At 41.1% G+C, this 12136-nt stretch carries 10 protein-coding genes, 1 tRNA gene and 1 riboswitch; of the genes, 4 read left to right on the forward strand and 7 right to left on the reverse strand.

Annotated elements, in window-relative coordinates; genetic code table 11:
• Window positions 1-42: 42 nt before the first annotated feature.
• The gene (mnmE, locus tag M9H69_RS05630) at window positions 43-1416 is read left to right on the forward strand and encodes a tRNA uridine-5-carboxymethylaminomethyl(34) synthesis GTPase MnmE (RefSeq protein ID WP_250315030.1); all 1374 of its coding nucleotides are present in this window, start codon (window positions 43-45) and stop codon (window positions 1414-1416) included.
• Between the two features lie 42 nt (window positions 1417-1458).
• Here mnmE and dapA read toward each other — a convergent pair whose 3' ends face one another.
• From dapA to M9H69_RS05650, 4 genes are all read right to left on the reverse strand, one after another.
• Window positions 1459-2394 carry a 4-hydroxy-tetrahydrodipicolinate synthase gene (gene dapA, locus M9H69_RS05635; protein WP_000121610.1) on the reverse strand — a complete coding sequence of 312 codons (936 nt, stop codon included), beginning with the start codon at window positions 2392-2394 and terminating at the stop codon, window positions 1459-1461.
• A 55-nt stretch (window positions 2395-2449) separates the two neighbouring features.
• Window positions 2450-3526: an aspartate-semialdehyde dehydrogenase gene (locus tag M9H69_RS05640; protein ID WP_250315031.1), complete on the reverse strand. Its 1077-nt coding sequence runs from the start codon at window positions 3524-3526 to the stop codon at window positions 2450-2452.
• A 357-nt stretch (window positions 3527-3883) separates the two neighbouring features.
• A tRNA-Thr gene (locus M9H69_RS05645) sits at window positions 3884-3956 on the reverse strand.
• A gap of 105 nt (window positions 3957-4061) precedes the next feature.
• Window positions 4062-4571, reverse strand: a complete 510-nt coding sequence (locus M9H69_RS05650) for a QueT transporter family protein (RefSeq protein ID WP_000737309.1) — start codon at window positions 4569-4571, stop codon at window positions 4062-4064.
• A riboswitch (PreQ1 riboswitch) is annotated at window positions 4569-4665 on the reverse strand. Its footprint overlaps the gene before it by 3 nt.
• Before the next feature lie 28 nt (window positions 4666-4693).
• Here M9H69_RS05650 and M9H69_RS05655 point away from each other — a divergent pair.
• The gene (locus M9H69_RS05655) at window positions 4694-5140 is read left to right on the forward strand and encodes a GtrA family protein (protein WP_250315032.1); all 447 of its coding nucleotides are present in this window, start codon (window positions 4694-4696) and stop codon (window positions 5138-5140) included.
• Between the two features lie 69 nt (window positions 5141-5209).
• On the forward strand, window positions 5210-5590 hold the full coding sequence (gene mscL, locus M9H69_RS05660; RefSeq protein WP_033584199.1) for a large conductance mechanosensitive channel protein MscL: 381 nt from the start codon (window positions 5210-5212) through the stop codon (window positions 5588-5590).
• A gap of 41 nt (window positions 5591-5631) precedes the next feature.
• On the opposite strand, the gene hemH is transcribed toward mscL, so the two are convergent.
• Complete coding sequence (gene hemH, locus M9H69_RS05665) at window positions 5632-6726, reverse strand: ferrochelatase (protein ID WP_250315033.1); 1095 nt, start codon at window positions 6724-6726, stop codon at window positions 5632-5634.
• 153 nt (window positions 6727-6879) lie between these two features.
• Between hemH and pepT the strand changes: the two genes are divergently transcribed.
• A complete protein-coding gene (gene pepT / locus M9H69_RS05670) occupies window positions 6880-8103 on the forward strand; it encodes a peptidase T (RefSeq protein WP_250315034.1) in 1224 nt (407 codons plus the stop codon).
• A gap of 45 nt (window positions 8104-8148) precedes the next feature.
• Here the strand turns inward: pepT and M9H69_RS05675 are convergent, their stop codons facing one another.
• Window positions 8149-11187, reverse strand: a complete 3039-nt coding sequence (locus tag M9H69_RS05675) for a pneumococcal-type histidine triad protein (RefSeq protein WP_284444138.1) — start codon at window positions 11185-11187, stop codon at window positions 8149-8151.
• A gap of 13 nt (window positions 11188-11200) precedes the next feature.
• On the reverse strand, window positions 11201-12118 hold the full coding sequence (locus M9H69_RS05680) for a metal ABC transporter substrate-binding protein (RefSeq protein ID WP_250315036.1): 918 nt from the start codon (window positions 12116-12118) through the stop codon (window positions 11201-11203).
• Between the last annotated feature and the right edge of the window lie 18 nt (window positions 12119-12136).

Below are 12136 nucleotides of genomic sequence, written 5' to 3' on the forward strand. Positions count from 1 at the left end.
TTAGATACATATCCTAAGAAAAGAATTACAAAAGGAATTAGTATGATTACACGTGAATTTGATACCATCGCTGCTATCTCTACTCCACTAGGTGAAGGGGCCATTGGTATTGTCCGTTTGAGCGGAACTGACAGTTTTGCCATTGCGCAAAAGATTTTTAAAGGCAAAGACTTAAGCAAGGTTGCTAGCCACACTCTTAACTACGGTCACATTGTTGACCCTCAAACTGGTAAGGTTATGGACGAGGTTATGGTTGGGGCCATGAAATCTCCAAAGACCTTCACTCGTGAGGACATTATCGAGATTAACACCCACGGTGGGATTGCGGTGACCAATGAGATTCTCCAGCTAGCTATCCGTGAAGGAGCTCGGTTGGCAGAACCTGGTGAATTTACCAAGCGCGCCTTTCTAAACGGTCGTGTGGATTTGACACAGGCTGAGGCGGTGATGGACATCATCCGTGCCAAGACAGACAAGGCTATGAATATTGCAGTCAAACAATTGGACGGTTCTCTTTCTGACCTCATTAACAATACTCGCCAAGAAATCCTCAATACACTTGCCCAAGTAGAGGTCAATATTGACTATCCTGAGTATGATGATGTTGAAGAAGCCACTACTGCAGTCATCCGCGAGAAGACTATGGAGTTTGAGCAACTGCTGACCAATCTCCTTAGAACAGCACAACGTGGCAAAATCCTTCGTGAGGGAATTTCAACTGCCATCATCGGACGCCCCAACGTTGGGAAATCGAGCCTCCTAAACAATCTCCTACGTGAAGACAAGGCTATCGTTACAGACATTGCTGGTACTACTCGAGATGTCATAGAAGAATACGTCAATATCAATGGTGTTCCTCTCAAATTGATTGATACAGCCGGTATCCGGGATACAGATGATATCGTGGAACAAATCGGTGTCGAGCGTTCGAGAAAAGCCCTCAAGGAAGCTGACTTGGTACTACTAGTGCTAAATGCTAGTGAGCCACTAACAGCACAAGACAGACAACTCTTAGAAATCAGTCAGGATACCAACCGCATTATTCTACTTAATAAAACTGACCTTCCTGAAGCGATTGAAACTTCGGAACTACCTGAAGATGTTATCCGTATTTCAGTTCTTAAAAATCAAAATATCGATAAGATCGAAGAGCGTATTAATGACCTCTTCTTCGAAAATGCTGGCTTGGTTGAGCAAGATGCCACTTACTTGTCAAATGCCCGTCATATTTCCTTGATTGAAAAGGCCGTTGAAAGCCTACAAGCAGTTAATGAAGGTCTTGAACTAGGGATGCCAGTTGATTTGTTGCAAGTTGACTTGACCCGTACTTGGGAAATTCTCGGAGAAATCACTGGAGATGCCGCACCTGATGAACTCATTACCCAACTCTTTAGCCAATTCTGTTTAGGAAAATAAGAAAAATCCATGATTATTCGGTCATGGATTTTATTGTCTTTATTAGTAATCTGGTCTTAAGACTCCTGTTACGGTTGCCTTAGTCGCTTCATAGTCGCCATCTACGACAACCTTGATAATGCGTTTGGCATCTTCCTCTGGTGCTGGAACTAGAGGTAGACGAGTTGGGCCAGCTTCAAATCCCATATAGTTAAGGACTGCCTTAACTGGAGCAGGACTTGGATAAGAGAAGAGGGCGTTGACCTTAGGAATGAATTTACGTTGAATAGCTGCCGCTTTTTTCATATCGCTTTCTGCAATAGCAGTCAACATCTCGTGCATTTCATCTCCATTTGTATGAGATGCAACAGAAATAACCCCGTCCGCACCAAGGTTCATGGCATGGAAAGCATCTCCGTCCTCCCCAGTATAGACCAAGAACTCTTCTGGCTTGTGTTCAATCAAGTAAGCCATATTAGCCAGACTAGTACATTCTTTGACCCCAATGATATTTGGATGGTCAGCTAAACGAAGCATGGTTTCTGGAGTCAATTCGACAACTACACGCCCTGGAATGTTATAGATAATAATTGGTAAGTCAGAAGCATCTGCAATTGCCTTAAAGTGCTGATACATCCCTTCTTGAGAAGGTTTGTTGTAGTAAGGAACAATAGCAAGTCCAGCTGCAAAACCACCAAATTCTGCGACTTCTTTGACAAACTCGATTGAGTCACGCGTATCATTGGTACCTACACCCGCAATCAAAGGAACGCGTCCATTGACAATCTTTTGTACAGCCGCAAAGAGTTCCAACTCTTCATCATGAGTCAAAGTTGGACTCTCGGCCGTCGTCCCTGCAAGAAGAATGCCGTCTGTATGATGCGCCAACAGATGCTCAATCAAGGCTGGAATGGCATCAAAGTTGATGGAACCATCCTCATGGAAAGGGGTAATAAAGGCTGTAATGATTTTACACTCTTTTAAATCTTGATAAGACATGAGAATACCTCTCTATTTCAAAGAAGGAGTTCATCTGAACTCCTAAACGATATGACTATTTTAATTCAAATTTCAATTCAGCTGTTGGACGAACCAATCCACGTTCGTGAAGCGTTTCTGCAATCTGAACTGAGTTCCAAGCAGCACCTTTGAGAAGGTTGTCTGAAACAACCCACATGTGGATTCCTTTTTCTGCATCTAGGTCTTTACGGATACGACCAACAAAAGTATCACGCGAACCCACTGCATTGACAGCTTGAGGATAGATTTGGTGCGCTACGTCATCCTCAAGAACAGCACTTGGAAAGGCTGCGATGGCTGCTTTGACTTCTTCGATTGGTGCCACTTCTTTTGTTTCGATATAAACTGACTCAGAGTGAGCTGACAAGACTGGAATACGTACACAGGTTGCAGATACTGAGATGCTATCATCTTCCATGATTTTCTTAGTTTCCTTAGTCATCTTCATCTCTTCGTAAGTGTAATCATTGTCAGTAAAGACATCGATTTGTGGAAGAGCGTTAAAGGCGATAGGGTAGTGTTTCTTGTCACCACCTGAAGGCAAGATTTCCGCATGCAAATCACGTGGATTCACACCATCATTCAAGACTTCACGAAGTTCACGTTGTGTTTCAAGAATCGCTCCCATACCAGCACCAGAGACCGCTTGGTAAGTTGAAACGATGATACGGTCCAAGCCCCATTTTTGACGGACAGGCTCAAGAGCCACCATCATTTGGATTGTTGAACAGTTAGGGCAGGCAATAATCCCGTTGTGGGCATCAAGTGCATGAGCATTGACCTCTGGGACAACCAATGGTACGTCTGGATTTTGGCGGAAATAAGATGTGTTATCCACTACTACCGCTCCAGCTTGAACTGCGTATGGTGCATACTTAGCTGATGTCGAACCACCTGCTGAAAAGAGTGCAATATCAACATCCTCAAAAGCTGTCTCAGTTGTTTCTTCAATCGTAATATCTTGGTCTTTAAATTTCAAAGTTTTGCCTGCTGAACGTGCAGAAGCAAGGTAACGAATTTTATCGATTGGAAGTGTTGATTCTTCCAACATTTTTATCATCTGAGCTCCGACAGCACCTGTCGCGCCGACTACAGCAACTGTATATCCCATAAATAACCTCTTTCGGAATTTTCTAAAAATTTCTATAATAGATGTATTATACTACTTTTTCCAGAAATTGAAAAGCACTTTTAGACTATATTTTCTGAAAACTAAAAATCCCTAGCCATTCGACCAGGGACTAAGAGGCATCTTCATGTGATGAGCAGGTTCACACAACTCATCAAGGTCCGCTCCTGCGTTATGACCTCCTTATGCTCAATAGTAGTCCGAAGACTACCTATCGACTCATCGCAACTACTATTCTACTAGATAGAGTCACTTTTGTCAACAGACAAAACTCTTTGCTTCATTTATACAGGTAGATAAGAAAAGCCTTGGTCTCCCAAGGTCATTTTGTTTCTATCATGCTAATTGCCGGGATTGAACCGGCGACCTCATCCTTACCATGGATGCGCTCTGCCAACTGAGCTAAATCAGCTTACCTAAAAAGTATACTATAGTTCCTAGTTCTTGTCAAGCGCTCTCTTTTAATTTTATGGAATAAAAAAAGCTAGATTTAGCAAGAATCTAGCTTATAAACTTCTTATCTTGTTAGATCGATTCGGCGCCCTAATTTTCCGATTAAAATAGCACCTACGATAAGTGATGCAAACTCACCAATTCCCGTAGAGAACCATGTAAAGAAGAATGGAGCTTCTGCAACAATATAGAGTTCTGCTGCAATGGTAATCATTGAAATAGAGAAGAGAATTGAAAAGAAGAAATGATCTTTTCGAATCAAACCATTGAACAGATAGTCTTTCTTGTACTTGCTAAAGAGCCATACACCTAGACTTAGGAAAACTAGGGTAGAGCCCCCTCCGACAAAGACATCTATTGGACCAAAGCTAAAGAAATTTGCAATCATACAACCAATCGTCACACCGATGATATATTTTGGATTGTAAAAGGCCAAGAAATTCATCATCTCTGAAATACGGAACTGGTAGGCGCCGTAGCTAATGGCATTCAGTGGTGGGGTAATGGTCAAAACCACATAAATAGCAGCGACAATAGCGATATCTGCCATATCACGAACAGTTAATTTTTTCATGTTTTCTCCTTTAGCGGTTTCCCGCGTAAAATATGCTTGGTGAAAGAAGTTAAGCACCAAGGGTTGAGATTATCAACCTTACTAGTATAGCACAATATATGACATTATGCTATACTAAAACCATGAAAAGAATAATAAAGGCATTCTTCGATAACGAAATTCTCTCCTATCTATTTTTCGGTGCTGCTACTACTTTGGTTTCTATTTTATCGCGCTTGGTTATTTACCACATCAGCCACCAGGAAATCCTGGCAACCGTACTCGCAAATTTTATCGGGATTCTCTTTGCCTTTCTCACAAATGATACAATCGTCTTTAAACAAGAGAGAAGGAATTGGTCAACTCGGCTGGCTAAGTTTTTCTTAGCTCGTCTCTCTACACTTGGACTTGACGTTCTTTTAACTTATATCTTCGTTACAACCTTTCCTGATCTTATTGGTCAGTTTGTCGAATATAATATAGATAGGGTTAATACGGTTGAAACTATCTTAGCACAAATCTTGATTATTGTGCTTAATTATATTTTCAGTAAAATCTATATTTTTAAAAAAAGCAACTGTTCTCCTTAAGCATCCAGGTTGCTTTTTGTCACAATTTAGGATATAATTAGTTAGAAATTAGGAAAGGAATTTATGAAAATGTTAAAGGACCTAAAAGAATTCTTGCTTCGCGGTAATGTTGTTGACCTTGCTGTCGGTGTAATCATCGCCTCTGCATTTGGTGCTATCGTAACTTCACTCGTTAACGATATCATCACTCCACTTATCTTGAATCCAGCCTTGGAAGCTGCGAAAGTACAAAACATCGCTGAGCTTGCATGGAATGGTGTTACATATGGTAAATTCTTGAGTGCTATTATCAACTTTCTCGTTGTAGGTACTGTGCTTTTCTTCGTTATTAAAGCTATGGAAAAAGCGCAAAACCTTCGTAAGAAAGAGGAAGTGGTTGAGGAAGCACCTGCTGCTCCAACTGAACTTGAAGTTCTTCAAGAAATCAAAGCTCTTCTTGAAAAAAAATAAGACAGATAAAGGATCTAGCTTAAAGCTAAATCCTTTTTTCTTTACTCTTTTGGTAACTTACCAGCCTTTTCGAGCATTTTCTTAATCAGGTAAGGCATCTTCACATTTTCACGGCCTTTTTTCTCAATGAGTTTTTTGACAAATTCTGGCATCTGAAGGTCGTCTGTCTCCTCCATGATGTCCTTAGTAGTTGCTGAAGGCGCTAACTCATCAAAGGTTTCTTCTTCTGGGAGAAAAGCTTTAAATTCTTTGTGTTCGTTGGCCCTTACAGTAGCAACTAAAGCGTCAATTAAACGACTATCCGTATTGGGCATAGGTGGACGATGGTAGGTGACACCTAATTCTTGACACAAATCATAACATTCCACATCGTTGTCAAACAAGACTTCGATGTGCTCACTGATAAAACTAATAGGAATAAAAATATAATGCTCGGGATGTTGCTTTTGTTCTCGTAAATATTCTAAGACATCTGGCTTGATCCAAGGGATTCCAATATCGCTTTCGCTCTGCCAAGTATTGGTATACTGATCTTTCATTAGGCCGAGTTGTTCAGCAATGAGCCTGCTATTATCGAAAATCTGATCGATATAAGGATCTCCATAGTCCAAGGCAAAAATGGGGACGCTATGGGCTGAAAAGATTACCTTGAAGGATTCTTCTCCCACCTCATTTCGTAAAATTTTTCTAATCTCATCTGTCCAAAAGTCCAGCAAAGGCTGTTGTTGATACCAGTCCTTAATAACTAAAAATCGGATCTGCTGGCTTTCCAGAAACTTTTCATACCCCATGACTGAGTAAAAAGAATAATGAGGTTCCAAAATCAAGCAGATACATTCTTCAACACCATCAGTTTCCATCTGCTTGATCACGTCTGGAATAAAGGGACGAGAAAATTTGTTGGCAAAGTAGATACCGTACTCCTCCCCTAAACGTTCTTTGACTAAATTGACCTCCTCACGTGTAATCCGCTGCAAAGGCGTCCCACCGATACGAACATAGTTGTCATAGAGAGTCTGGATTTCGTGGTCTTGGGGCCTAACTCCACGACGAATGTTTGTAAAAAATTCTGCTACTCCTTCAAAACTAATCTCCTCTGGAGATCCAAAGGTCATCATCAATATTGCTTTTTTCATGTTATCATCCTTATGATATTATTTTCTCTATCCATTCTATCATGAAATATATCATAAATAAACGCTTTCATTCATTTTATTTTTATTTACTTCTCTTTGTCTTTCTCTCCATTCTATGATACAATGAAAAAAAATGATAATAAAGGAGTTTTTATGACTTATCCGAACCTTTTAGATCGTTTCTTGACCTACGTTAAGGTCAATACGCGTTCTGATGAACACTCTACTACTACTCCAAGTACGCAAAGCCAGGTAGATTTTGCGACCACTGTTCTTATTCCTGAGATGAAACGTGTTGGCCTGCAAAATGTTTACTACCTACCAAATGGTTTTGCTATTGGTACCTTACCAGCTAATGATCCGAGCTTGACACGCAAGATTGGGTTTATCTCCCACATGGATACTGCTGACTTTAATGCTGAGGGCGTTAATCCGCAAGTCATCGAAAATTACGATGGTGGAGCTATCGACTTGGGTGATTCTGGATTTAAACTAGATCCTTCTGACTTCAAGAGTCTTGAAAAATATCATGGCCAAACGCTTATCACAACTGACGGCACAACCTTGCTGGGCGCTGATGACAAATCAGGTATTGCTGAGATTATGACCGCTATCGAGTACTTGACTGCTCATCCTGAAATCAAACACTGTGAAATTCGTGTTGGTTTTGGACCTGACGAAGAAATCGGTGTCGGTGCTAATAAGTTTGATGCAGATGACTTTGATGTTGACTTTGCCTACACTGTTGATGGTGGACCTCTAGGGGAACTGCAGTACGAGACTTTCTCAGCAGCTGCTGCTGAACTTCATTTCCAAGGGCGCAATGTCCATCCTGGTACTGCCAAAGGACAGATGGTCAATGCCCTTCAGCTGGCGATTGATTTTCATAATCAACTTCCTGAGAATGACCGACCTGAACTGACAGATGGTTACCAAGGTTTCTATCATCTTATGGATGTGTCAGGTAGTGTCGAGGAGGCGCGTGCAAGCTACATCATTCGCGATTTTGAAAAGGATGTCTTTGAAGCACGTAAAGCAGCTATGCAGTCTATTGCTGACAAGATGAATCAAGAGTTTGGGAATAATCGAGTGACCTTGACTCTGACAGACCAGTACTACAATATGAAGGAAGTCATTGAGAAAGACATGACACCTATTACTATTGCTAAGACTGTTATGGAAGATCTAGGGATTACGCCTATTATCGAACCAATTCGTGGTGGGACTGATGGCTCTAAGATTTCCTTTATGGGAATCCCAACTCCAAATATCTTTGCAGGTGGTGAAAACATGCATGGACGTTTTGAATACGTCAGCCTTCAGACTATGGAGCGTGCGGTGGATACCATCATTGGTATTGTAGCTTATAAAGACTAAAAAAGACGAGGTAGCTCAGCTACTTCGCCTTTCTTTTTTTTCATTTTATTGAGCACTTAGCTCAGATTCACTTTGCGCTTGCTTTTCTGTTGGTTGAGAAGCAACTGTTTCACTGTCTTTCTCAGACTTAGATTGGCTATCAGTTTCACTTGCTTTTGAACGGAGTTCCTGGTTCAATCTAATGATTTCTTTAGCTAGAGTGAGGAGACCTTCTTTATCACTGCTTTTTGCTGCAAGTTGATCAAATAGGGCATCAACACGTTCAAAGTCAGCATCGGATCCTTTGTTATCCTCTAAGTACTTGTGAAGAGAGAGCAAGACATTATAGAGTTTTTGGTAGATGATCACAGTTTGTGGATCTTTTTCTGCTTCTTTTTCCTCTCGTTGGATAGTCGCTGCAATACGGTTTAAAAGATCCTCAAGTTGTGTTTTAGCTTCGTCAAGGTCTGCATTTTCCTTTTCAGTAGCCGCTTTGATATTAGCAGCTTCTTCAGCTAGGGATTGTTTGACACCATCCTCTTTAACACGTGCTAGGAGTTGGGCAACTTTAGTTAGGAGAGCATCCACTTCTTCCTTCTTAACATGGCTAACCCGCTCTTCTGGCATAAAATCACCGTAGAGTTCTTTTAGGAATTCATAGATGGCTGTCTTAGCGGTTTGACTATCTACTTTTTCCATATCTAGAATAGTCTTACCAGCTTTTGTAGAAACGGGTTCTTCTTTGAGAGCTTCTTCTACTTCTAGCTTAGTTTGGTAAATAGTTGGGAATAGCTTGTTCAAGTCGGTTGCTTTGAGGAAAAATTGTGACTGGTAAAGTTCCCATGTCAACTTGGCAACACGGTTCCGAAGTTCTTCTCTCAAACGACCATCAGATACATGTTCATAGAAATACTTGATGTACTCTACTGTTGTAACCCCTGTCCGATCTCGGAAATCTTGCAAGGCCTGAAGTTTTGCTTCAATGGCAGCCAACTCTGTCTCATCCTGTGCTAGTTTTGCTTCCTGCAAATGTATCAAAAGATCCTTCTTAGGCAAGCCATAAGTGTCTGTATCCAGTGTATTGATCTTATCTACAAGGGCTTGGTACTTCTTATCTAAAGGTGAAGTTTCAACCGGTGCCACACTTTGATCCACATGGATATACTGTTTATCAAAGAGATCCAAGGCTGCTAGATATCCAGCAGTTGAGTTTGCTGCCAGTTTTTTCATATTTTCGGTGAATTGCCCCAAAGCAAGTTCAACACGTCTCTGCATGATTGGCTGGTCTTTGTAGAGACTTCTGCTATCTGCTAAAAGTTGATCCACCTTAGATAGAACTGTTTGTTCATCAAATGCTCCAGGTTGATAGGTCGATTGTAGGACCGGAATCTTATTTTTCAAAGCTACTTCATAGCCCTTAGTTTGAACATTGATGTAGTGATTGTGGTCTCCGTGAGGAATCACAAAACTACCATTTTCTACTTGCAAACTATAAGGAGATACCCCATCACGTAGGGCAGTTGTATACAGTTCATTTAGGAAATCCAGTTCTGGATTTCCAGTTTGGAGAGGAATACGAACATGTTCTTTTCGAACAGCATAGGGATGGATATGGGTTGGATCATAGGCTTGATCCGGATTTCCAAAGACAAAGAATCCATTTGAAATACGAATCGCTTCGAGCGGAACCCCGTAGGTCTGTGAGATATACTTGATTTTTTCTTCATCGCTAGCATCTCTTGAGAAACTTTCCACAGTCTTTGCAAGTGGTTGAACGTGCTGAGGCTGATGATTATCTTTCAAGTGATCTTGGGCAGCTTTGATTTGGGATGCAGTCAAGTCCTTCTTAAAGAAATAATGAGCGTGATCTCCATGAGAAACTACAAACCCTTGCTCATCTTCACTAATAACACGGTCAGCTGCGAAACCATGATCATGTTCTTCACCGTGGTGATGGTCATGCTCCTCTCCATCATGGTCATGATCTTCGTGGTTGGTATTCTGACTTCCATGGTCACCGTCTTGGTCATGAGGATGATCTGGTTGAGCTGGATGTTCTGCTGGTTTACTTGGGTTTTCCAAAGGTGTTGGCTTCCCACTGTCGCTAGATAAAGGAATCATACGTGCAATCTTTTCTTCCAAGGCAGAAAGTTTTGTATATGGGATGAAATGATAGTGATTTCCGTGTGGAATCGCTACGCCACTCGGCGTTCTACTTGAAATCTTAGCAGGGTCAAAAATCAAGCCATCTGATTCAGCATAACGTTGACTACTTGGAAGAGCATAGAGTTGCTGCAATAGAGTTTGTAAGCTCTCTTCTGGATTGCTTGGTGTTTCAGCTTCTTGACTCAGATTGGTCGTTTGACTGGTTCCATTTTGGCTTGGACGATAGTCAGTCACAGTCGGTTGTTTTCTAGTTCCAGAAAGGTAAGCTTGAGCAGCTGCTAATTCGCTAGCAGACAAGGAACTCTTTGGAATGTAGTGGTAATGTCCACCGTGAGGAACGGTATAAGCATCACCAGTATCCTCTATAATATCAGATGGGTTAAAGATGTAGCCATCATCGGTAGTATAGCGACCTTGTGATTGAGCAAGCGCCACTGCACTGTTAGAAGTTGGTGCATCATGAGTATGACCTTGTTTTTGGCGCTCAATTTCGTCCTTCGTACGAATATTATCAGCATGAGCTGCATCTTTAAGGTAGACATAATACTTGCCATCCACCTTGATAATATAGCCACCTTTAATTTCGTTGACAATATCAGCGTCTTTCAGTTGATAATTGGCATCTTTCATCAAAAGCTCTTCGCTGAAAATCGCGTCAAAAGGAACTTTACCATTGTAATAATGGAAATGATCACCGTGTGATGTCACATAACCTTGATCGGTAATTTTCACGACAATTTGTTCTGCCTGAATATCTTCTTTTTTGCTAACTTGATCTGGTGTCTGATTCTCTGTTTTTTGAGTGTCTTGCTTCCCATCGACATAAGACACACGGTTATTATCTTTGTTTCCTTCTAGCTGGTGTTGGTTCAATGCATAGATGCAAAGGCTTAGGGAAAGGACAAGAGCCGATCCTGCTGCAAGGTATTTCTTCTTCATTTTCATCATCTCCTCATTTTAATTCTTCTGCAAGAACATTCATGTTTTCTTCTAGATTTTCTAAGTAAGTTTTGTCATTTTCAGGATCTGCTTCTAAAGGATTGAGTGTCTTTAGGCTAACTCCTGTTGATTTGACCAAGGTCTCAGCGACTTTAGAAGAAGCATTGCTCTCAGTAAAGATGGTTTTAACCTTATAGGTCTTAACGAATTCTTGAATTTCTGTTAGTTGTCTCGGACTTGGCTCTTGTTCAGGGGAAATCCCTGCTATACCAAGTTGTTTCAGACCAAAGCGTTTAGCGAGATAAGAAAAGGCTGTATGTTGTGTTACAAATGTTTTCTGACTCGCTTTTTCAAAAATAGGCTGGTACTTCTTAGTCAATTCTTGGGCTTTAGCGATAAAGTTTTTAGCATTCTTTTGATACGTTTCCTTATTGACACTATCAAGCTCCGAAAGTTTGTCCGCAATAATCTGCGCCTCTTCGCCTGCTTTTTCAGGATCTAACCAAGTGTGAGGGTCATAGAGTGTTTTTTCATCGATGCCGTCACCAGCTTCAACATCTTCCAAACCTGGTACACGCTCCAACGTCATTCCTTCAGAAGCTTCTAAAACCTTAACTTTTGAGTTTTTCAAGTTAGGATCCAAACTTCCCGCCCAAGATTCGAGCGTATGAGAATGGTAGACAAAGACATCCGCGTCATAGATGGCAGCAATGTCATTTGCTGACGGTTCATATGAGTGAATCCCGTTACTTGACTGAATCATCCGAACATCATTCAAGTCACCCGATACCTCTTTGACCATGGCATAGATCGGGTAAAAACTTGTTACAATCTTCATCCCTTTTGCTTCTTGTTTTTCTTTTTGACCACATGCTCCTAAGACAAGAGCCAACACACTGGCCATTAATAATAGAAATGTTCTTTTTTTCATCATTACTCCTTAACTAGT

The sequence above is a fragment of the Streptococcus oralis genome (genome assembly GCF_023611505.1).
Taxonomy (GTDB): Bacteria; Bacillota; Bacilli; order Lactobacillales; family Streptococcaceae; genus Streptococcus; species Streptococcus oralis_CT.

Bases quoted from the DNA above. Each gene is read 5' to 3' on its own strand.
- M9H69_RS05680 (WP_250315036.1), bottom strand. From the start codon at position 12,118: ATGAAAAAAAGAACATTTCTATTATTAATGGCCAGTGTGTTGGCTCTT.
- M9H69_RS05675 (WP_284444138.1), bottom strand. From the start codon at position 11,187: ATGAAGAAGAAATACCTTGCAGCAGGATCGGCTCTTGTCCTTTCCCTA.
- M9H69_RS05640 (WP_250315031.1), bottom strand. From the start codon at position 3,526: ATGGGATATACAGTTGCTGTAGTCGGCGCGACAGGTGCTGTCGGAGCT.
- hemH (WP_250315033.1), bottom strand. From the start codon at position 6,726: ATGAAAAAAGCAATATTGATGATGACCTTTGGATCTCCAGAGGAGATT.
- dapA (WP_000121610.1), bottom strand. From the start codon at position 2,394: ATGTCTTATCAAGATTTAAAAGAGTGTAAAATCATTACAGCCTTTATT.
- mnmE (WP_250315030.1), top strand. From the start codon at position 43: ATGATTACACGTGAATTTGATACCATCGCTGCTATCTCTACTCCACTA.
- mscL (WP_033584199.1), top strand. From the start codon at position 5,210: ATGTTAAAGGACCTAAAAGAATTCTTGCTTCGCGGTAATGTTGTTGAC.
- pepT (WP_250315034.1), top strand. From the start codon at position 6,880: ATGACTTATCCGAACCTTTTAGATCGTTTCTTGACCTACGTTAAGGTC.
- M9H69_RS05650 (WP_000737309.1), bottom strand. From the start codon at position 4,571: ATGAAAAAATTAACTGTTCGTGATATGGCAGATATCGCTATTGTCGCT.
- M9H69_RS05655 (WP_250315032.1), top strand. From the start codon at position 4,694: ATGAAAAGAATAATAAAGGCATTCTTCGATAACGAAATTCTCTCCTAT.